This is a genomic window from Paenibacillus sp. CR_12, from assembly GCF_041953985.1.
In the GTDB taxonomy this organism is placed as follows: Bacteria; Bacillota; Bacilli; order Paenibacillales; family Paenibacillaceae; genus Paenibacillus_AQ; species Paenibacillus_AQ lautus_A.
In genome coordinates, this window is record NZ_JAVFHO010000002.1 from 1,519,261 (window position 1) to 1,541,199 (window position 21,939).

A 21,939-nucleotide genomic window follows, 5' to 3' on the forward strand; every position below is an offset into this window, starting at 1 on the left:
CATGCAACCAGAAGCAGTAAAACGAGTAAAAACATATTTTTAATTCGCATGATTCCTCCCGCATATAACAACAAAACCCGCCTAAGATCATTCCAATCTGAGTCGGGTCATGTGGTGTGATAGATTTTATGCCAGGTTAATACCTAACCTGTTCTTCTAGATATTTCTTAAATAATTCGGCTCTTATCTCCTCGTTCGTTTCAACCATAGAACTTATCTCAACCGATGTGTGCTGCAGTAGTTTACCATCCTTATACGTACAATGATGTTCGTAACAATTCGGATCATTCAATATCAGCTCGAGCGACTTAGGGATATTGGCTGCGATTCCGGCATTTCCTGCAGTCAGAATCCATTGCGTGGATTTCCAATCCAAAATGCCCTCGTCCGTCTTTATTGGGGTCTCATAAATGTAGTCCTCAGGTACTTCGGCAAGATAAAGGTACATTCCTCCCAAGCTCTTGCCTTCCGATGTCCAAGTGACAAGGCCTTTGAAGGTTAATCGGCAATCCTTATCCCGAATGTTCGTCTCCTCATACAGCTCACGTATCATGGAGTCTCTGGGCGCCTCGTTATATTCAAGCTTGCCCCCCACTCCATTCCAACATCCCATCCATGGTGCTCTATCACGGTTTGATAATAAAATCTCATCACCGCGTCGAACGAAACAAATATTGTATTTCATCATCGATTGTTTTCTCCCATTCTGGTTACACCGCAATCCATCATATCATCGTAAATTTCTGATTTTCTCTTCGATCGGCTTCTGTCCATCTTCATCCCAGACAATGGAGATTTCAAAAGTCCCCTCTTCAAAGTAAAGGGGGAATCTTCGTTTGAACCAGGGCTGCATAGGTAAATCCATCGCTTCTTGAATCGGTACCCAAACGAGCTCCCCTTCTGGCGGATTCGCTAAGAGTTCACCTTCGTAAGAATCTGTCAAATAGTTAAATACCATGTAACGATAATTCGTCTGGGGAACCACATACTCATCTATGCCTTTATACTCCAGGTTGTTAACAATCAGCCCGGTTTCTTCATAAACCTCACGAATTGCACCTTCCGATAGGCTCTCCGGGAACTCCACTTTTCCTCCAGGCCCAAGGTAACCGGGAAAACCGAGCTGGTCCGGACGATTAATAAGCAAAACCTTGTCGTCATTCCGAATCATGCACATTGTATACATGCCATAGGTTATTTGCGGCTTTGTCATTTCATTTCTCCTTGAGCGGATCAGCAATCCGTCACTATGTAAATTGGATACAAGAACGTCAGGTAATGGATCTCATTTATTCCCTCGAATACAAAAGCGCACCGCCAGACCCCAAAATAACGAAGTGTTTGCCCGACGGTGAAAAACCACATTTTATTTTTCCGTCCAGCCGGTTCAAATCAATCATCGTGGCTTGCTTCAGATACTCATAATTAGGGACGAACACCTGGTCCAAAATAACGGAAGCCCTTGGCCACCAAGGATGAATGACTTCCAGCATCCAGCCATCGTTTGTTGCGTGAATCCCATCCCCCGACTCAAATCCAAAAATCGAAATGTCCTGTCCGCTGAGCGGAATACGAAAACTTAAGTGGTCTCCGCTCATATGATCTTCCGTTAGGTCGGAATCCCGGTCTCTGTGAATGACGGTTCCGGTTATGGCCTGCGTCAAACTGTAACCGGAGCTGCTGATCAGAACCAGATTCTCATCGGCATCCCAACCGCAAGCGATGCATCCGGAAGCCGGAATGATGACCTCAGCCGTCCAGGGGCGAGGCGGTTTTGTAGGTTCTTTCGCTTGGGCAAAGCGCAGCAAGTCGATCTCAAACGTTGTTCTGATTTCTTTTTTTGATTGATTAAAAGGGTTCATATCATACACCTGCCGTTTGATAGGTTATCGCTTGGATTCATCATTATTCATTTCATGTATTCTCATATTAAGCTCATCCAGAGAACGCTGCATGCGCTCCATTCTTCTCAGGGCAGAATATTGATTGCTGATAATCCCGGCCAAGCCGACAATCAAGATAATCACAATGAAACCGATCATAGATAGCGTGCATCCTTTCCATTTTATGATTGAACTAATAATCCCTGTTATCGGGTAACATCGATGTATTCACCCAGTCTTCGAAGCTGCTGAACAACAAGGTCTTCGGCCAATCAGCCGACTCTTCATGCTTCCAGGTTAAATGCACCTGCACATACGTACCCGGTTGTTCTATTAGAGAAAACAAAAAATCATCCCGATCGCATCTTCTTGCTAATGTCTTCACTTGTACTCCGAACAACATATGCTCGCTCGAAATTTCCTTATATAATTCATCCGCGAATCGATCCGAAGTCTCGTCTTCCCAGGGCTCTAAGTAGGTGAAATCTTCCGGTATCGTCGTCACTATAACACCTCCGCTGCTTATCTTTTCTTATACTCAACGGTCGGCCGACCCGATTAAGGCAGAATGTTGCTTCCAAGATCCTTGCGATGAAGCATGGGATTCATATCACTTTGATCAATTGTAAATGTACCGTCCTTTTGTTCAAGTTCATGATTGAATACTAGATACCCACCTATGATTTTATGATCTGACTCCAGTATATATCCTACAATCTGATTATACGTCGTTGTTTTCTCTTGCAAAATATAGCCCGTCTCTATAACCTCTCTATCCAGAAATGACGCTAAGTCCACATGCCCCAAATCTTTCATATCCTTCACATGCTTTTGATAGGATGGTAATGTCGAAGGAGCATACTTTGTTTCGGATACGAATCTGTCAATGCTCCATCCGTAATCCTCGAGGAATTTAACATGTTGTTCTTTAGGCGTTTCCGTGATAATCTCATCGTCCTGTCGATTACAACCAACCAGAATCACTAACACACAGATGATTAGTAACTTTAATTTCAATTTTCCGGTCCTTTCCCGTGTTTTTATCCAAACTGAAAAATAATGATCAAAATGGAAAGATAGCGATTCATGATCCCCTCCTCCTTTGGCGATGCTCCAGTTTCCTATCCCTCAATCTCCCTGTATATGCTGAGCGCTTTCTCCATCTTCTGAGTATACTCCGCGGATTGGCTTGAATTTAGCAGCTTAACATCCTGACTCCCGCTGGAGCTGAGCAGATCCTGGCCGCTCAATACTTGGATGAGTCTGTTCACGGTACCTTCGCTGCCATCGATAATTCGGATATGATCCGGCAGCAGATCCGACAAAATCCTTTTGTAAAAAGGATAGTGCGTACAGCCCAAAACGATCGTTCCATACTCATTCAGATCAAAGGCTTCAAACTTCTTCGTGAAGTATGCGTTCATGATCTCGGGGTCGAAATTCAAAGCCTCACAGTGCTCGACCAGCTCCGGTAAAGGCAGGGAATCCACGATATGCATGCTATCGACTCGCCGGACCAGGTCCTTATACTTCGACTCCTTCAGGGTCAGTGGCGTGGCAAGCACCAGGATTCGCTTCCCGCTGGCACGGTTAATTTCAACAGCCGGCTTTACGGCAGGCTCCATCCCGATAACCGGAATCGGATAGGCCTTCCTTAAATCGGAGATCGCCATGCTTGTAGCCGTGTTGCACGCAACGACGATGGCTTTGACCTCTTCCTGCATGATGGTTTCCATCGCTTGATGTATGTAAGCTTTCACGTCTTCCTTAGCTTTGGTGCCATATGGCACATGGAGGGTGTCCGCAAAAAATAAAAAGTCTTCATGGGGCAGCTTTTTCATAGCCGCCCTTAACACGGTTAAACCGCCTAAACCTGAATCAAAAAAAGCTATTCTCATTGTTTTTCACCTGTCGTTATATGTTGGTCTGTCCGTATCATTGCAATCGATGTCCTTATACATTATACTCCACTTCCCGGAAACGCGCAGAGCCATCTGAGCATTAAGCGTTTCAAAATAAACAGACCCGGCCAAGTAAGAATCTCGGGAGGCCGGGTCTGATGTGTTGTTCTTTTGCATAGGGAAGAATGATTAACTTCCTTCATGATCATGAAAAAAACGCAATCCATTTACTCAAAGCATTTCAGCAAAGCCAAAGCCTCTTCATGATCGGGCTCCAGAACGAGCGCCTCGCGCGTATATTCCAGAGCCTCCTCGTCCAGGCCAAGCTCGTAACAACAGATCGCCAAACAGTATAATACCGTTGGCACCGGCTCGTCTTCATCCGTGTCCACGGATTCCTTCAGGAAGAACTTGGCCTCCTCGTACATATCCATCTCAAACAGCACCAGTCCCGCGTCCAGAGCCAGATCATAACGCTGTTCCATCACATAATACGATGACCACATCTTGAAGATGCCTGCACGGATATCCAGCATTTCTTCGTCATTGGCCTCCGGCAGCAGATTCGAGATGCGCTTCGCGCTCTGAATGAAGAACTCGGCGTCATACCCGCCTAATCGCCAGAAGGACAAAATTTGCTGCAAGCCCATGCTTTCAATATTCCGGTCGACCCATTCCTTCATACTGAAGAATTCATCCGGTCCGAAGCGTTCGATGAATTGACGGTAAGCGAGCCGGGTATTGGCATAACTCGCCGGTGCTTCCAGCATGAGAATGCAGCCGACGTTAATATTCTTATAATGCTGCGTAGGGAACATGGCCAGTGCGCCTCGCTGTTCGAACACATGCTGCAGCGCGTGATAATTAGCCGTTAGCGAAAAGCTGCCATGGTAAATTAATTGCGGCGGCTCGGCGAATTTCCAATTATCGATGCGATGATCTCCTTTATCCGCCGTGAGGAGCATGAAACCTGACGTGGATAACCGATTCAGACGTTCCAAGCAGGTCAAGCCCACCTCCGGAAACAGGATATGCGAATCCTCCAGTTCTTGCTGGTAATGAGCAATCACATCGCGATAAGGGTAAGTATCTTCTTCGTATCTTGGTTCCCGGCGGTGCTCGTAGGCCAGCTTCATGCGTTCCAGCGCTTCAGCGGGCTTGAGCTTATGGTGCTGCTCCGGAAATTCGATGACCACATCGCTCTCATAAATCTGGCCTTCCCCGACGTAGATCAATTCTTGCGGAATGCCGTCAAAAAAATAATTGGCGACGATCAGCAGCGGCTGCTTCAAGTCTCCGGGACGAATCGTGGTCTTCGACACTACCAAGTTCAATTCCGTATCATGCACGGCATCGAACCTCCCGAAATCCAGCAGTCCCTGCTCAATATACGATTGCATGGCAGGATGCTGCTGCCATGCCGTCACATTTTTCATCGGCAAATCCGTCATGACATAGCGGAAAGGAGGCAGCGCTATCCCCGAATCATCTCTCAGCTCGCACAGCTTGTGCAGCACATGGTAACCGAGGCGTCCGGCTCCGGCGCCCAATTCCAGAATCGTCACGGGTTCGAAGATATCGCCCCGACCCGCGCGATCTCGAAGGAATCCGAATATCATTTCGGCGTAAGCCGTAGCAATCATGGGGTTGCTCGTAATATACTGCGGGACCTGATCATTATTCCACGCCTTCATCCCCAGTTCTTCATAATATGTCCGCTGTAGTTCCCAGATGGGTGCTTCACTGAAACGGAAGCGTTGTTGATTATTATCCGTCATTTCTATTTAACCCTGCTCTCTATGTATCGTATAAGTACAATCTGAAACCTCGAATGCCTTTACACGGTTAGACCAAAGACCAATCCATGTCTATAGAATGGTACCATATAACTTGGTTCTTCCCAAACCCTCAAAGTCAGGAAATCCCGCGGACTCCCTTCGGTTGATAACCGTTTGACAAACCAACGGGCAATAGGCACCTTTCCTTCCTCTCCCTAATATAGTGTAGGAGAACAGAAGGGCGGGATGTACATGGGTGCGAGCACGGAGCAAGAACAATGGGCCATTTTCCTGGCGGCGATCTGCGGACAAACCTATACACAATTCACCAGCACGGACGGCTCATTTGTCCTTCCGCTAAACTTCTCGCTGTTCGACACCATTGAAGCGAATTCCTTGATCCGCGTGTCGGAACGCTTCGGGTTTATCCTTGAATCGCCGGAGGAGATTATAATCGCCTTTCGGGGTACCATGTCCTCCACGGATTGGATCACGGATGCCATAGCCTCCCAAAAGAACTTCAAATACATCAAAGATCCCGCGCTCACGCACCGCGGCTTCACCAGCATCTACGCTTCCGCCCGCGGGCAGATCATGTCGGCGCTTGCAAGATTGCCTGTCGATAAGACCTTGTTCATTACAGGCCACAGTCTCGGAGGGGCACTTGCCACCTTGTGCGCCGTGGATGTTGCCGCGAACACGGATCACCAATCCCCCCATGTATTCACTTACGGATCACCGCGCGTAGGCGATCCCGATTTTGCCAAGGCCTTTGCCAAATATGTTCGAAGCAGCTTTCGTATAGCCAACCTGTTCGATGTCGTCACTCATGCACCGCCCAGTATCTACAAACTGCCGAAACGGGAAAAGAAATACTATTACAGTCACGTCCATACTCATTGGCCATTGAACTTCCAGAATGGGTCGGTTAGCGGCAATCATGTAATCAGCAGTTATTATGCGGAGCTTGCCAAGCTCCAGCCGCCATTTGCCGAGCTTTTAAATTCGGCGAATCCCGGATTCTGTCCCGTCACAGAATTACCAATAGAGAAGGTGTAAGCTTATCTGGAGGGTCATATAAAGAAAGCGGATTTCCCTGAAGAGGAAATCCGCTCTTTTATGGCTTAACCGAGAATCGATTACACGCGAGTACCCGTTAGCATCGGGAACAATACCTTCATTTCAGCGTCATTCGGTCTTCGGCCATAATCCGCAATTTCGAAAGGCTCGGCATATTGTACGCCGGCTGCATACTCTTGACCATACAGCTTGGTCAGCGTAGGCAGCATTTCGTCCGACACGCGCAGAAACCGATTCCAAAACTTCAGAATAAAATCCCGCTTCTCTTCCCAAGTATCCGGTACGGCATGCAAGAAACCGCCCTGCCAAGGGGCAAACTCGTAAAACTGGGAAGCATGGGCATCGCAGGCCAGCAATTTCTTCTCGATGACGCCTCCGGCATCGATGACCATATCCGGCTGATATGACGCCCGTGCCGCGTAATCCGGCATCAGCAGATAGATCGGGGATTTTTTTAATGACGGTACTTCGGGCACGGCATTAGGTACATTCGCCACAAAATCTGCGGCATCCCGCACGACCTTCCCGGCATTTCGGTTATCCACATGGCCGGGACCGTCCGGATGGAACGTGATGACGATATCTGCCTCCCAGCCGCGGATTTGACGGATCACTTCCTTGCGTACGTCCGGTGTCGGCATCAATTCGCCATCGGGTATGGGCAAAACGACATATTCCAGAATCCCAAGATGCCGGGCAGCCTCATGGGCTTCCCGTATACGACGGTCGATCAGGTCCTGCCCGCTCATTTCATGATGACCGCAGCATCCATCGGTTAACGTAACGAACTTCACCCGATGGCCCATCTCTGCGTAGGCTGCGGAGATCGCTCCTGCATAGATTTCGGGTTCATCGGGATGCGCTGCAATGACAATCACATTGAGAATAGTGGACATCTATTGCTTCCTCCTTATCGTTTCTTCAATAAACGATCGATGTATCGATTACTTCAAACGTTTCATCAATGGATGATCTTCTTTCAGCTCCAGCAAATCCCACAGGTTCCCGTACAAATCCTTGAATACCGCTACCATGCCGTAATCCTGCTCTTTCGGCTCTCTTACAAACTCGATTCCCCGCGACGACATTTCGCGATAATCTCTCCAGAAGTCATCGGTATTCAGGAACAGAAACACTCGGCCGCCCGACTGGTTGCCTATAAACGGCTCTTGTTCCGGCTTGGATGCTTTGGCAAGCAATATCGTCGTGCCGACCGACCCGGGAGGAGCAATAACCACCCAGCGTTTGTCTTGTTCGGGCTGATATGTATCTTCGATCAAAGTAAAATTCAGCTTCTCGGTATAAAATGCAATGGCCTCGTCATAGTCCTTCACGACTAACGCGATATGAACAATGGATTGTATCATGTCCTTCCAGCTCCTTAAGGTTGAGTATGCAGCTAGTCTTCAATATTTGTTTCTAGTTATCCTCCTGCACGATCATCATGAGATTCCCGTCGGGATCTTGAATCGAAACAAACGAAATATCCGGAAACCGCTCAATCTCTCCGATGATCGTCACATTAATGGATTTTAGATATTCGTAGGTTTGGTCAATGTCATCCGTTGGCAGTGCGAATAAAGCCTGCTCTGCAGGCGTAAACCGACCGGATCGGTGGCTGTCCAGCAGGATCAACAGATTGTCCAGCTGGATGCTGTACATCTCCTCATAGGGACCGGATCTGAAAGGCACACCCAGAAGCCTTGCATACCATTCTACCGCTTTTTCCATATCGTTAACATGAATAAATACAGACGCTATCCTTTTCTGAATGGGCATTGGGGTATGAGTCATTATTAAATCCCTCCATCTTATAGATATAGTTCCGTTTCATAATTCACAGCTTACCTAATCCCGTCTTCCTCGTCACCAAAAAACTCTTTTTCAAGAATGGAGTAATAAACTCCATACTTGAGCCAGTCCGATCGGTTGCCAAATCTCATCATCAGCTAATCTGACTATAAAATCATAGGCTGTTGCTTCGCCTCCCTCATTGATTCTGGCCATATATTTGCTGCGAACGACTTGTTGATCTGACTCAACCGATTCTTCAAAATGCCATAGATCCCGATCGCATTCCATTCCGCAGATAAAATCCAGATCATGTATAGTGATTTTTGATAAAATGACGTTCTCTCCAAAGATCTCCATAAAGGCACCTTTCTTATAAGTTTCAGAGTATCAATATATTCAAAAATGCGATATTTCCCCGCTCAACCTTCCAATATTATAACGAGCCCTTCAACTCTCTCAGTCGCAATAAAATTTCAGCAACATATCCTTTCATGCATACGCTGAGGAATAACCCTTCATTGAATCGGTCACCGCGAACATAACTGGTCATCAATTTTCTAAGGGTTACCAGATCGGCGCTGCGAATGCTGCTCCCCACAGGGTTATCTAAATCTCGATAAGCCTCATTCTCCGCTAACCATTCGCTCCAGTTAAATACCATGAGGAAGCCGACGTCATCCAACGCTTTACGAAAACTTCCGATTTCCTTGCTTTCACATCGATATCCATTAACGTCATGGTAAAAAACGGACCCGGAATTTTGGAAATATTCGAGGTATGGGAGCAACCGCTCCACATCTGAAGCAGTTAAGTCTGAGTCATACGGCATACCGTCACCTCATTGATTTGTATTCGTCATCGCGCAAGGTACCCATGGCACCTCATATAAACGCCCTGATGCCTGTTAACGCCCCCTTGAAGCCTTCCTAGCCTCGTATGTAATCATCTGACCCGCGTTTACAGGTTGATTCATCCAGCGATAGTCAGCCGACTTCGTAATCTCATCGTATCCCTGCTTCTCTAACATGAGTTCAAACTCATGCATCCCATACCAGCTTAGAGGAAACCGCTGCAGCTCGGTCTGAACCAGATGGCCTTCCTTCCATTTTTCATATTTCAGGATCGATACGATGCGCTGGTCAAGCAGATTGCATTCCGTACGTCTTTCCTCCAGAATGATGACTTCGTTACCGGAAGTTTCCCAGCTTCTAGTCGAGGTGTGATTCGCGTCCAAATCCGTAGGAATATACAAATCCACGATCAACCTGCCCCCAGGCGTCAAATTGGATGCAAAGTGCTTCAGAGCCGATTCAGCCCGCTCGCGTCCTTCCACTAACTGAAAAGATCCTGCTGGAATGATAATGGCGTCATAGGCATCCGCCAACGAAAAGTTATGCATCTCGTCTTCAAACAGCTTAGCCTCAAGGCTCAATTCCGCTAATCTTCTTCTGCAGGAATCCAGCATCGCAGCCGAATTATCCACGCCTTCGATGTTGATGCCCGCTTGGAGCAACGGGATTAATACCCGGCCCGATCCGCATCCAACTTCCAGCACCTTGCCCTTAACGTCTTGTAGGCGCTCTGTATAATATTCCACGTCGCCAAACGAGAAACCTAACGGTTTGCTCAGATCATACACTTCCGTACACAGTGCTCCGTACGAACTATACATTGAAATGACCTCACTTTTTTTAAAATGTTTTTTGTTTCCCATCAACCCAGCTATATGATAACCGCTACACTTCCCGCTTCTCATCCGGCCGATAGAGGATTCTTTGGTAGTCCCAATCTTTAGAATCCATATCACCCAAGTACATCCGCTCATGCTCGGGCACCCGTTCATATTTCTCTCTTAAATGTTCCCTGTAAAACTCGGTGGGATTTTCTAGATATAAATAATAAGCGTCCCTGCATTCTTCATGCGCGGATTTCTCCCCGTTCAATTTCCTGTGGATGTCGATAAGTTCCTTGAACTTCTCCTCCATGTCTGCCGCATACAACGGTTCAGACAGCGTAACCTCGCCAAGTCCCGCTATGCTAAGAGGCAGCGCGCCATCGAATGTCGTGAACAGCGTCCCGTCCTGAAACCATTCGTTTAGCTCATCGAGATGGCTGCGGACGTCAAGGGGCAGGTCGTGTACCAAGACTTGACCGTCCTGGTACACATTCAAATAAACTAAATAATTCGCACCCTCATATTTCATGAAAATGTGGAAACCGTCGCCCTCCACCGTTTGATAGAACATTTCATCCTTCACATAAAAATCAGTGGGACGAGGGGAGTGGGCCACTCTTCTGGTCTCCCATTGCTTCTGCTCACGCTCTGAAACTTCATAGATATTCACGAATTCCGGATTCATCACGCGAATGGTCTGCTTAATATGTTCATAATAGCTGTCTGGATGAAATCTCCAGTTCGCTTCCTTGACTCGGAACGCACCCAGTCCATGGATCGACAGATTTTCGCCAAGCGGAACGACAGGCGTCAGCCAGTTCGAATCGATCTTGTTTTTTAGCCCTTTGAGGTCAACCAGCTCCCAGCAATTGATCATGCCGTCTTCATAGATATCTACGCCAATATAAAAGTACTGACCTCCGTTGCAGATTATTCCCGGTATGGAAGTACCTTCAACGATTTTGGATCTCCGAATCTTTTTCATATGAATCACCTTCCGATTATAGGCAGTATATGGCTTCGTGTTTTGGTATTCCTCGAATGTGTCAGCGATTCACCCGCGTCGCTCTATTGATCCTATGAATTTCTATAGCTATGAGGGCATTCCTTACATCATATAAGAGAGCCGCAGGAAGCTCTATACCAACGATATTTATAAACATTCTCTACCAAAACCAACTCCCCATCATCCCTCTTGTAAACCTGGCATTCTTATTCTATTTTACATCCTCTTTTCCGTTTGGTAAAAATAGCAAAAGAACTCCCCGGCTCATGTGATCATGGCAGCAGGAAGTCCCCTATGTGTGGTGCGTTTAAACTACACTCTTAAAAAAGCAATATAATCCGTTATGATTCCTTTGTGTCCCAAATGCCGAAGCATGGTCGTGATATTGCCTCTATGGTAGGTTCCATGATTTACGACCTGCTGGAGAATTTCCGAAATCGAATTCTGAAATGCCTCACCCGCAGTGTTGTGATAAGTCACAACCTTCCCCATATCGCCAACCGACGCCAAATATTCATGGTGCTCGGTTTGGAGCCGGCTCAGGTATTGACGAGCTGCTGCCATATTCCCGAACGGTCTCGCGGCAAGCGACGGAGGTCTTTCCTCCTTGATTCGGGCAAACCAAACTTCCTCCGCAGCTGCAAGGTGACCGAATACTTCGGCGATGGATGTAAAGCCCAGGTTCACTTCCTGGAGAAACACGCCTTCCGGCAAGGATTGCAAATGGTCCCATAATCTTTCGTTCGCCCAAATGTGATAATCGTACAATTGAAGATACGCTTTGTTCATGGTGCACTCTCCTCTCTTGATCGCTGTATCGGTAAGCCTGAATTGACGATGCTAGCCATAGCATCTAGCGTCTAGCATCTCACTAGAAAATTATACCATATATAACGAAAAAGCACGGAGATCAAACGAAACACAACGCCTATTTTCGGATTACTCTTTGACGCTGCCAAGCACGATGCCTTTGACGAAAAAACGCTGGAGGAAGGGATACAGCAGCAGAATCGGCAGCGAGCCGATGAATATCTGCGCGGCTTTAAACGTTCGGTTGGACACTTCGGAGAGTGCCGCGGCATCGTCCGCATTGATCGACGTCAGATTGGTCTGCACGATAACGGTCTGAAGATAACTCGACAACGGGTATTTTTCCGGAGAATTCATCAGCAACAGTCCGTCAAACCATTCGTTCCATTGGCCGACGATCGTAAACAGCGTTACGGTAGCCATGGCCGGCAGCGACAGCGGCGCGTATATTTTCCACAGGCTGGTGATGTAGCTCCCGCCGTCAATGAAGCAGGATTCCTCCAGCTCCTTGGGCAGGCCGCGAAAAAAATTGAGCAGCAAAATCACGTTGAACACCGCTACCGCACCCGGGATGACCAATGCCCAAATCGTATCGATCAGTCCGGTATCCCTTATCGTCATATACCTTGGAATAAGGCCTCCGGAGAACAGGGTCGTGAACACGAAGAACCAGGCATATTGCGTGCGGAATTTAAAATCCCGCGATTCCTTCGACAGCGGATAAGCGATGAGCAGGGTCAGCAGCATGCTGATCCCGGTCCCGAGAACGACGCGCTGCACGGTGACCCACATCGCTACCATAAATTGCGGCTTGTTCAATACGTACTGATAGGAGCTGAGCGTAAAATCGACGGGCCACAGCTTCACGATCCCTGCCGTCGCCGCGCCTTTGGAGCTGAGGGAAACCGCCAGGATATGAACGATGGGAAGAAAGCAGAGCAGCCCCAGACCGATCAGAAAAGCGTAGTTGAAGCCAAGAAAAAATTTGCGGCTGAGTGACGGTTTATGCATACGGGACACCTTCCTTCCTAAAATATTCTGTAATTGGCGAACTTGGATGCCAGGGCGTAGGACGTCACGATAAAGACGAACGAGATCAAGGATTTGAACAGGCCGATTGCCGTGGCTACCCCATACTGGGCACCCTGCATGCCGATCCGGTATATAAACGTATCCAGAATGTCCCCGCTCTCATACACCTGCGGGCTGTACAAGTTGAACACCTGGTCAAAACCGGCATTCAGCACGTTCCCGAGCGAGAGGGTTGCCAGCAAAATGATGATCGGCATCATGCCGGGAAGCGTGATGTGCCAGGTCTGTTTCCAGCGGTTTGCGCCATCGACCGTAGCCGCCTCATACAGGGAAGGATTGATGGAGGTTAACGCGGCCAAATAGACGATGGTGCTAAAGCCGAATTCCTTCCAGATGTCCGTTATGACGAGGGTATAAGGAAACCATTGGTTGCTGCCCAGGAAAAAAATCGGCTCGATGCCGAACCAGCCCAATATTTGGTTCGCGATCCCGTTCGTCGGCGACAAAATGTCGATAAAGATTCCGCCGAGGATGACCCACGACAAAAAATGCGGCAAATAGACGAGCGTCTGCACGCCCCGTTTGATCAGCTCGTTCCTCAGCTCATTCAGCAGCAGCGAAACCAGGATCGGCACGACCAATCCCCCGATGATTTTCATGAAGGCGATAAACACCGTATTCCAAATGATTTGGCCGGTTTCCGGCAGATCGAACACATAGCGGAAATTGTCCAGCCCGATCCAGTCCGAGCCGAATAGGCCTTTGAACGGAACGAATTTCTGAAAGGCCATGGCGATGCCGATCATCGGCCAATAGCTGTAGATCAGTACGATGACGATGCCGGGCAAGATCATCAAATGAAGCGGCCACTGCCGCCGAAATTTTTTGCTTAACATGGCGATCCTCCTGTCTGTCAATGTGTATCCCATTCGCCTTCAGCAGGTGGTGAAATGAGAACAGGGGCGGGTGTCAGAAACCTCCCTCCCCTGTTCCCGTTAGCCGAACTTCTTATCTGGCGGCCTTCCATGCATTAACTTCTTCCGTAATCTTGTCGCCGCCGAGCTTCTTCCAATTAGCCACGAACTCATCAAAGGCGTCGATGCTCGCCTCGCCCAAAATGATTTTGATGAACGTTTCCTGTTCCAGCCGGTCGAGCGTCGCCTTTTTGTCGGCCATGGTCTCGGTCGGAGCGCCGACATAACCGTTCGAGATGACTTTGCCCGCATCGTTCAAATCGCGAAGCTGCTTCATGGAGCCTTCCGGCCCATTGGCGGCATAGCCGGACCAGCCCATCGGGTTGTTGCCTGCGAGATATTCCTGAAATTCCTTGAACATGATCTTCGTTTCGGCGCTGGTGATGTCCGCGTCGCTTTCGGATTCTAGCGCTTTGGCCAGCTCCTCCTGCCGGATCAGGTCTTTGTTCGGATTGACGACCTCGACCAGCGAATATTTGTTGACTCCGATGGATACGCCGTCTTCGATGATTTGGCCATACTTGTCAAATTCCGCATTGTCGCTGTACAGCTTCTCGTAGTACTGGTTAGCCAGCTTGACGATGACCTCGGGATGCTCGTACCCCTTTTTGACCACGTAATATTGGGATACGGCAAAAGGCATCTGCACCGTCGCCGGACCGCCCTCCAAAGACGGGATAGGGTAGGACTTCCAATTCACCGATTCATCTTCTTTCACCATGTCCCAGAAAGGCCATGCCGGATACCAGCTTGGTCCGATCAGCATGCCGATTTTGTGGGTGGTCACGGATTCAAAGACCTTGACGGTATCCTTTACGCCGAACTCGGGGTCGATCAGCTTGTTCTTGAACATGTCCTGCAGCTTGGCCAGCGCTTCCTTCATCTCCGGCTGAATGCTGCCGAACTGCAGTTGCCCCTCCGCGTCTTCGATCCAAATTTGCGGGAAACCGCCGAAGCCGTTAAAGAAACCTACCGAAGAGCTGTTTAATCCGATATCCTTGGTCAGCGCAAGTCCGTAGGTATCCGCCTTGCCGTTACCGTCCGGATCGTGCTGGGCAAACGCCTCCGCAATGGTCACAAGGTCATCCATCGTGTTCGGTTCAGGCAGATTCAGCTTCTCCATCCAATCCTCCCTGACCCACAGCAGGGGAGCCGAGCCGCCGATTACCGGCTGGGTGGACGGGATCGCCAACAGCTTGCCGTCAAACGTCGCGGAAGGGAGCGCGTTTTTCTCGATCTCCATGACCTTCTTCAGGTCATCGCTGGCGTAATTCTCGAAAGCCGGCGTCAAGTCCGCCAATTGCCCGGCATCCGCAAGCTGGCGCAGCTGCTCCGGCGTCACCTGCATGATATCCGGGAGGTCATTCGAAGCAATCGCGATATTCATTTTGGATTCATACTGCTCCTGGCCCGTTACCACCCATTTATAGTTGAGGTTGATGCCCATTTCCTTATATAGGTCGGTCCACACGTTGTTTTTAATATCCTGTCCGGACGGGAACTTCACTTCTTCTCCTACAAACCGGACGGCATCCAGCTGAATGGGAGGATCATACTTGCCGAACGGGTCGCCCGGCTCCATGGCCGAGGCTTCGCTATCGGCGGATGAACCCGCCGCGCTGCCTCCGCCTCCTTCCCCTTTGCTGCAAGCGCTTAAAATAAACACGAAAGCCAGCATACTGATCCACAATACGGACAAGATCTTATTTCTCTTCATGTTTGCGACCTCCTTGAATTCGATGTTTGTATAGAGTATAAGGGAACAAAAAAAGAGCTATCTACTTCAAGCTCTTTACTTTGATATCTTCTCTTTACATGTTGTGAAGTTCTCTGTATTCCTGCGGCGTCAAATGGGTCGTTTTTTTGAAAAAGCGGTAAAAATACGGCGGAGAACTGAAACCCACCGCAGCGGCGATGACATGGATTTTGTCCGTCGTCTCCTTCAGCAGCTGCTTCGCTTTGGCCAGCCGTGCCGCATTGATCGACTCGGACAGGCCCTCACCGGTCACTTGTTTGTACAATCTGGACAAATACGAAGGGTTGTGTCCCACGGCCTCCCCGATTTGCGTCAAGGACAGGTCGCCTCCCAGATTATCTTCGATATACCGTTGAACTTTGGCAATCACCTCATGCTGCTGATCCTGCTTCCCCTGCTCTTTCCGGTTGAAGATGATGTCCGCCAGCCTTTCGAAATATTCGGCCGCCTCCGTCCAGGAATCATGCTCCTCCAGATGAGTCAATGTGATATAATCCACCGCCCCTTCCCCTTCCACGTTCCGGCAGAGAGCTTCCATATCCACCAGGGACGGCATCATCACGGACACCAGGCCGTAATACACTTCCATTCTCAGCAAATATTCAACCTCCGGCGGGAAGGAAGAGGTATCGGTCACCTCATGGAACAGCTCCATGAATTCCTCCCGGTCCCCATTGTCCAAACAGCCGCGCAGCAGCTCCATCCGCTTCAGATGCGAGCGAGAGCGCCCCAGAAAATGCCCCGTACGATCCGGGCGGTTGCGCTCACGGGCTTCGGTCAACAAAGATTCGTGGCCGATCCCGAGGCCGCTGTCCAGCAGCTGCTTCAGTCCTTCGAACTTGTCCGGCAGCCGTTCCCAATCGACCCACTCGCCAGCCATGGCAAACGACGTCTTCAATTTCAGAAGCGTTTTGCAAACGTCCTGAATTTGTTCCAGCATCCCGTGGACAAAACGCTGGACCCGTTCCGCCGCCGGACTTCGAACCTCCTCCGGATGCTCCTCCCCCTCCTCTTTGTGCTGCAATATCCAGATCATCTTGGCCCTGCCGAACTCCACTGCCATGCCGTCGGTCATCGGGCCGAGCAGCTCGCCGATGATATTCTGGACTGCGTACAGCATCAGCGATTGGGCCGATGGACTTTCTTGCCTTTGCCAGCCGTCCAGCCTGCATAACAGCAGCAGGCATGGCTTGCCGGGATCCAGCTTCATCTCCAGCTCCGCAAAGCGCTGCTCCAGCTCCTCCCGCCGAATAGGACCAGGGGCTTTTTGCATCAGCTCCAGAACGTACTGCTGCTGTAAAAAAGGCAGCGCCATGCGCATATTGTCCCTCGCTTTGGCAAGCAGAATGTCTGCTTCCATCTCCTGGTCAAGCAGCTCCACGGTCTTCTCGATCGCGCTCAGCACGGCATCGTTTCCCTCGGCCTTGAGAACGTAATCGACGCTTCCTTGCCGGGTGGCCTCCTGGATATAAGAAAAGTCGTCGTATCCGGTCAAAAAAATCACTTTGCAATGGGGCCACTGCCTGGATATTTCCTTTTGCAGGGCAAGGCCGTTTAACCCCGGCATTTTGATATCCGACAAAACGATGTCCATTTTCGCCCGTTTAAGCCAGCCCAAGGCTTCCGAAGAGGAATAAGCCTTATATACCTCAAGCTCGAGAAACTCCGCGCCAAGGCACAATTCCGCAAGCCCGTTCACGATAAAAGGTTCGTCATCCACGATCAGTATTCTGAACCTGCTCTTCATCCGTCTCGCTCCTTTCTTGCTTTGGCAGTGTCATATCGATTCTCAAACCGCCCAACCGGCTTCTCGAAAAGGTCAATCCGCCCGCAGGCCCGAATTTTAATCGAAGGCGTCGGTGCACGTTGGATAAACCGGTGATCTCTCCTTTCACGTCCGAATTCTCGATCATGGATTGCAGGTTCCGCAGCCTTTCGTCCGTCAACGTCTCCCCGTTATCCTCCACGACGATATGCAGGACATGCCGCTCAGCGGCGATGGTAACCCGGATTTGCCCGTCCGCCTCCTTCTCCTCAAGTCCGTGCTCGTATGCATTTTCGATTAAGGGCTGAAGGATGAGCAGCGGAACGTCCAGTTGCTCCCAATCACCGGGGATGCCATCCCAATAAGCCGATATCCGGTTATGGAAACGGATGGACTGAATGTCCACGTAAGCTTTGGCATGCCCCACTTCCGCCTTCAACGAAACTTCGTCGGCAGCGTTGCGGGTGATGAACCTGAAATATTCCCCCAAATGCCTCGTAAAACGAACGATATTCTCGTAATCCTCCATCTCTCCCATCTGATGAAGCGTAAAGAAGCTGTTATATAAAAAATGGGGGTTGATTTGGGATTGGAGCTGCTTCAGCTCGGAACGCTGCGAGCGGATTTTCTGCTCAAACACTTCGTGGATCAGTACCTGCAGGCGCTTCACCATATGGTTAAACTGCTCGTACAGATAGTGGAACTCGTCATGATGCTTATGGCGCAGCTCCACCCGGGGACTGTCGAAATCGATGTTGCGGAATGCCCTCACCATCCGCTGAAGCGGCTGATGAATTCGGCTGTAGATCCAGCCCGAGAACAGAATAACCACCAGCAGGGAGAAGCCCGACAGCCCGAAAAAGATCATGCGGTATTTCCCCAGCGGGCCCAAGAATTCGGCTTCGGGCACATACACCACCAGGTCGGCATTCAAAAAGGCGGAGCGCTCCACGCTAACCCAATAGTTGGCCCCGTCCGCCTTTACCTTCGTGTTGTAGGGAAGCTTTGAAAACTCGGTGCTTGTTAGCGCTTCCAAGTCAATGCGTTCGGCCAACCGCGGACCGATGCTGCCTCCGTCCTCCTGAGTCAGGACCCAGCTATTGTCCACGCCGATGAGAACGGCGCCCCCGTCCCCCGTGGCCAGCTGCAGGAGCGCCGTTTGCATTTTCGGAACGGAGAGCTCCGCCGCAATCGCAAAATTAGGCGGATGGCCGTTTCGCAATCGTTCCGGGTATACCATACCCAGCAGAAGCTTGTTCTTCCATTCGAAAATGACCCGTTCGGGATGCTCCTCAAGCGCCTTCATCTGCTCTGGCGGCATGGCTCCTTCGTACGACACCTGCTCAATCGTTTTCTCAATCAACGGAATATACGTTTTGGCTTCCTGAACGTATTGATTGGAGCTTTGCAGCAGCCGCATTTTGCCCTGCAGGCGGTTGATCGCCTGAAAATATTCGGAACGGCTCATGGCAGGCGCGATGGTGCTTAGCTTTTGCAGGTCGGAGTCCTGCGACAAATCGTTCATCAGCAGCACCGTCGATCGCAGCTCCTGTTCCAGCGTGCGCATGAAAAAATTAGTCCTCGCATTCAAGGACTGGGTAATTTCCTGCTCCACGCTCGCAAGCCCGGACTCGTTCATGTAGAGGGCAGCGGCGTAAACCGGCATAATGGCCAACAAAAAGCCGGCCACGATTTTGGGATAAATCGATTTGAACCACAGCAGCTTCATCGTTTTCCTCCACTTCGTTACCATGATCGCTTCGCCTTACCGATATACAGGATGAAAACGGACCATAACGGTTAAACGATTGTTCACGACCGGTTAGCCCGGGTAAAGCAAGGACATCCGACAACTTCAGGATATCCGCTTTCGCCGGGTTGAACCTGTATCGTTAAGATTCATTATGTTTGGGAGGGACGGACCGGTTAGCCTTCCACCATCAAGCTTGCGACCACTCCTCTCGTCGAGTCGGGACCGACCTGAATGCGGAACTCGCCCGGCTCCACCACCGGCTTCAGGTCAAGGCCGATCAATTCCAGCTGCTCGCTGCCGATGGTGAACGTTACTTCCTGCGTTTCCCCGGCCTTCAGGAACACCTTTCGGAACCCTTTCAAGGCCTTCTCGGGACGGGTCACGGAGGCGGCCAAATCCGAGACGTACAGCTGAACGACTTCCGCGCCGTCCCGTGCTCCCGCGTTGGTCACGTCGATCCGGACCGTGGCTTCGCCGCCTATGGGAACAACGGCCGGCTCGACCGTCAGACGGCCGTAACGGAATTCCGTATAGCTTAAGCCGAAGCCAAACGGATACCGCGGCGCAAGATCCGTCTCCAGGTAACGCTTGCCCCGGGTCCGTCTGGCATTATAAGAGACCGGCAGCTGGCCAACCTCCTTCGGAATGGACAGCGGCAGACGGCCGGACGGGTTGATATCGCCAAACAGCAGGTCCGCAATCGCGCTGCCTCCCTCTTGGCCGGGATACCAAGCTTCGACGATCGCCGGAATAAACTCGTCGATCCACGGCTCCGTAATCGGCCGTCCGTTGATATAGACAACAATCACCGGCTTGCCGAGCTTCTGGAGCTCCTGCAGCAGCTCCAGCTGCACGCCCATCAGCGTCAGGGTCGAGCGGTCAATCCCTTCCCCGCATTCCATATCGCTCTCGGCATGTCCGGTCACGACCGAGGCACCGGTTCTCAGATCGATGGTGCCCTCCCCGAAATCCCGTGCGCTGGAGCCGCCAAGCACCATCACGATGACGTCGGCTTGCTCGGCACATGCCAGCGCCCGAGGAAACCCTTCCCTTGAATCGCCTTGTATGCGGCAGCCCGGCGCATACAGCACGCGGCTGTCTCCCAGCCGTCGGCGGATGCCGTCCAGCACCGTTACGATCTGCCCCGGCGGCTGGGGGGAGGTATAATCGCCAAGCTGATGGTACGGCGCATGGGCGTTGGGGCCAATGACGGCAATGGTTCCGCTGCTCGAATCCAGAGGCAGCAGGTTCCCCTCGTTTTTCAGGAGCACGATGCCTTCAGCCGCCGCCTGGTAGGCCAGAGCGATATGCTCCTTGCAGCCTATGACCTGCTCTGCCCAGGCTGGATCCACATAAGGCCGATCAAAGAGTCCCAGGCGAAACTTCAGCTCCAACACGCGTCCGGCTGCCATATTCAGATCGTCTTCAGTGACCAGCCCTTGCTCCAGCGCTTGGTGAAGATGTGCCCGGAACATGGTCCCGGACATCTCCATGTCGACACCGGCCTTCAGCGACTGGGCCGCCGCCTCCACGCCCGATCCGGCCGTATTGTGACCGCATGCCAACATATGGATCGCGCCGCAATCGGTAATGACGAAGCCGTCAAAGCCCCACGCCTCCCGAAGAACGTCTTGCAGCAGGTACCCGCTGGATGTGCAAGGGACTCCGTCGATTTCATTATAGGCCGTCATGACCGACAAGGCACCCGCTTCAACGGCCTTGCGGAACGGCAGCAAATCGACCTCGTGAAGCTCCCGAAGGCCCATGTGAACTGGGGCCCCATTGCGTCCCCCTTCGGAAGCGCCGTAGCCTGCGAAATGCTTCAGCGTAGCCAGCAGGCTGGTATGCGAATCCAGGCGCTCGCCTTGCAGTCCCTGCACGGCGGCAACCGCGAATTCGGCCACCAAATGGGGGTCCTCGCCGAAGGTTTCTTCGGTACGGCCCCAGCGGGGATCCCGTACCACGTCCAGCACCGGCGAATAGGTGGCCGCTCCCCCCTGAGCTCTTGTCTCGGCGGCAACGGCGCGGCTTATGCTGCGGAACAGCTCCGTGTTCCAGGTGCTGCCGATCGTAAGCGGTACGGGAAACACCGTCGCCCCGATCGCCATATGCCCGTGGGAGCATTCTTCCCCGAACAGAATCGGAATCCCCAGCCGCGAGTGCTCCATCGCATAACGCTGAATCGCATTAACCGCTTCCGCCCCTTCCCGCGGGGACAGACCGTTCGCCAGCGTCACCCCGGTCCAGGGATCGGCCCGCAGCGTTCCGTACAAGGAACCGATTCCTCCCTCCGCAAGCTGCGACTTGAACTCCTCGGTTAGCTTGATCGTACCTTCGTCGCTTCTTATGTAAGCTTTCCAGCCGAACGGCTGGATCAGCTGCCCGATTTTCTCCTCGACCGTCATCCGCTCCAGCAAGTCCTCGACCCGCCGTGAGACCGGCCATGCAGCGTCCTTGTAGTCCATGGCGCACACCCTTTCCTATTCCTGTTAGATTCGTTCTTATTGATCTCATGCAACCGTTCGTTGAATGTTCCCGCATCCTATGGGGTTTCGGTTTTATGCTCTTCCCCATCGGATTCAATGCCACACCGCCTAAGCAGCAGCCCTGCCGAAATTCCCGATGGAAGAAAAAGGCTCTCCGGCACGATCCGCTCGGCCGAAGAACCTCCCACTATGCGTATCCTGCAGAATGGCTGCACCGCACCTGGACAAACCAGATCAACGGCTAGA

General features: G+C 50.9%; 23 protein-coding genes. 1 reads left to right on the top strand and 22 read right to left on the bottom strand.

Going from position 1 to position 21,939, the window contains the following annotated elements; translation table 11 throughout:
• Window positions 1-136 precede the first annotated feature (136 nt).
• The 8 genes from RB297_RS10740 to RB297_RS10775 all read right to left on the bottom strand — a co-directional run bounded on the left by RB297_RS10740 (window position 137) and on the right by RB297_RS10775 (window position 5,562).
• Window positions 137-688 (bottom strand): NUDIX hydrolase, encoded by a 552-nt coding sequence (locus RB297_RS10740; protein WP_096775935.1) that lies wholly within the window; start codon window positions 686-688, stop codon window positions 137-139.
• Between the two features lie 42 nt (window positions 689-730).
• Window positions 731-1,213 carry an 8-oxo-dGTP diphosphatase gene (locus RB297_RS10745; protein WP_090907886.1) on the bottom strand — a complete coding sequence of 161 codons (483 nt, stop codon included), beginning with the start codon at window positions 1,211-1,213 and terminating at the stop codon, window positions 731-733.
• A gap of 76 nt (window positions 1,214-1,289) precedes the next feature.
• Window positions 1,290-1,862: a hypothetical protein gene (locus RB297_RS10750; RefSeq protein ID WP_096775936.1), complete on the bottom strand. Its 573-nt coding sequence runs from the start codon at window positions 1,860-1,862 to the stop codon at window positions 1,290-1,292.
• 24 nt (window positions 1,863-1,886) lie between these two features.
• Window positions 1,887-2,042 carry a hypothetical protein gene (locus RB297_RS10755; RefSeq protein ID WP_176502513.1) on the bottom strand — a complete coding sequence of 52 codons (156 nt, stop codon included), beginning with the start codon at window positions 2,040-2,042 and terminating at the stop codon, window positions 1,887-1,889.
• A 34-nt stretch (window positions 2,043-2,076) separates the two neighbouring features.
• Window positions 2,077-2,388, bottom strand: a complete 312-nt coding sequence (locus RB297_RS10760) for a hypothetical protein (RefSeq protein ID WP_096775937.1) — start codon at window positions 2,386-2,388, stop codon at window positions 2,077-2,079.
• A 53-nt stretch (window positions 2,389-2,441) separates the two neighbouring features.
• Window positions 2,442-2,900 carry a DUF4830 domain-containing protein gene (locus tag RB297_RS10765; protein ID WP_375120403.1) on the bottom strand — a complete coding sequence of 153 codons (459 nt, stop codon included), beginning with the start codon at window positions 2,898-2,900 and terminating at the stop codon, window positions 2,442-2,444.
• Between the two features lie 104 nt (window positions 2,901-3,004).
• Window positions 3,005-3,781: a glutamate racemase gene (murI, locus tag RB297_RS10770; protein WP_096775939.1), complete on the bottom strand. Its 777-nt coding sequence runs from the start codon at window positions 3,779-3,781 to the stop codon at window positions 3,005-3,007.
• Between the two features lie 230 nt (window positions 3,782-4,011).
• The gene (locus RB297_RS10775) at window positions 4,012-5,562 is read right to left on the bottom strand and encodes a tetratricopeptide repeat protein (protein WP_375120404.1); all 1,551 of its coding nucleotides are present in this window, start codon (window positions 5,560-5,562) and stop codon (window positions 4,012-4,014) included.
• A gap of 252 nt (window positions 5,563-5,814) precedes the next feature.
• Here RB297_RS10775 and RB297_RS10780 point away from each other — a divergent pair, with 252 nt between their 5' ends.
• On the top strand, window positions 5,815-6,621 hold the full coding sequence (locus tag RB297_RS10780) for a lipase family protein (RefSeq protein WP_277746510.1): 807 nt from the start codon (window positions 5,815-5,817) through the stop codon (window positions 6,619-6,621).
• An 80-nt stretch (window positions 6,622-6,701) separates the two neighbouring features.
• Here the strand turns inward: RB297_RS10780 and RB297_RS10785 are convergent, their stop codons facing one another.
• The 14 genes from RB297_RS10785 to RB297_RS10850 form a co-directional block, all read right to left on the bottom strand.
• On the bottom strand, window positions 6,702-7,538 hold the full coding sequence (locus RB297_RS10785) for a PIG-L deacetylase family protein (protein WP_375120405.1): 837 nt from the start codon (window positions 7,536-7,538) through the stop codon (window positions 6,702-6,704).
• Window positions 7,539-7,586: 48 nt separating this feature from the next.
• Entirely contained in the window at window positions 7,587-8,009 is a 423-nt protein-coding gene (locus RB297_RS10790) for a VOC family protein (RefSeq protein ID WP_375120406.1), read from the bottom strand.
• 52 nt (window positions 8,010-8,061) lie between these two features.
• A complete protein-coding gene (locus RB297_RS10795) occupies window positions 8,062-8,436 on the bottom strand; it encodes a VOC family protein (RefSeq protein ID WP_375120407.1) in 375 nt (124 codons plus the stop codon).
• Between the two features lie 90 nt (window positions 8,437-8,526).
• Window positions 8,527-8,793: a GNAT family protein gene (locus RB297_RS10800; RefSeq protein ID WP_375120408.1), complete on the bottom strand. Its 267-nt coding sequence runs from the start codon at window positions 8,791-8,793 to the stop codon at window positions 8,527-8,529.
• A gap of 76 nt (window positions 8,794-8,869) precedes the next feature.
• Entirely contained in the window at window positions 8,870-9,265 is a 396-nt protein-coding gene (locus tag RB297_RS10805) for a DUF6508 domain-containing protein (protein ID WP_375120409.1), read from the bottom strand.
• 75 nt (window positions 9,266-9,340) lie between these two features.
• A complete protein-coding gene (locus tag RB297_RS10810; protein ID WP_375120410.1) occupies window positions 9,341-10,108 on the bottom strand; it encodes a class I SAM-dependent methyltransferase in 768 nt (255 codons plus the stop codon).
• Between the two features lie 64 nt (window positions 10,109-10,172).
• Window positions 10,173-11,096, bottom strand: coding sequence for a DUF7638 domain-containing protein (locus RB297_RS10815; protein ID WP_375120411.1), 924 nt, complete (start codon window positions 11,094-11,096; stop codon window positions 10,173-10,175).
• A gap of 333 nt (window positions 11,097-11,429) precedes the next feature.
• Entirely contained in the window at window positions 11,430-11,906 is a 477-nt protein-coding gene (locus RB297_RS10820) for a DinB family protein (RefSeq protein WP_375120412.1), read from the bottom strand.
• Between the two features lie 150 nt (window positions 11,907-12,056).
• Window positions 12,057-12,938, bottom strand: a complete 882-nt coding sequence (locus RB297_RS10825; protein ID WP_277746518.1) for a carbohydrate ABC transporter permease — start codon at window positions 12,936-12,938, stop codon at window positions 12,057-12,059.
• Between the two features lie 17 nt (window positions 12,939-12,955).
• The gene (locus RB297_RS10830) at window positions 12,956-13,855 is read right to left on the bottom strand and encodes an ABC transporter permease (protein ID WP_009589934.1); all 900 of its coding nucleotides are present in this window, start codon (window positions 13,853-13,855) and stop codon (window positions 12,956-12,958) included.
• A gap of 112 nt (window positions 13,856-13,967) precedes the next feature.
• Window positions 13,968-15,650, bottom strand: coding sequence for an extracellular solute-binding protein (locus RB297_RS10835; RefSeq protein ID WP_277746519.1), 1,683 nt, complete (start codon window positions 15,648-15,650; stop codon window positions 13,968-13,970).
• 94 nt (window positions 15,651-15,744) lie between these two features.
• Window positions 15,745-17,436 (bottom strand): response regulator, encoded by a 1,692-nt coding sequence (locus RB297_RS10840; protein WP_375120413.1) that lies wholly within the window; start codon window positions 17,434-17,436, stop codon window positions 15,745-15,747.
• Complete coding sequence (locus tag RB297_RS10845) at window positions 17,402-19,207, bottom strand: sensor histidine kinase (protein ID WP_375120414.1); 1,806 nt, start codon at window positions 19,205-19,207, stop codon at window positions 17,402-17,404. The genes RB297_RS10840 and RB297_RS10845 overlap by 35 nt, the downstream gene beginning before the upstream one ends.
• A gap of 173 nt (window positions 19,208-19,380) precedes the next feature.
• Window positions 19,381-21,672, bottom strand: coding sequence for a glycoside hydrolase family 3 N-terminal domain-containing protein (locus RB297_RS10850; RefSeq protein ID WP_375120415.1), 2,292 nt, complete (start codon window positions 21,670-21,672; stop codon window positions 19,381-19,383).
• Between the last annotated feature and the right edge of the window lie 267 nt (window positions 21,673-21,939).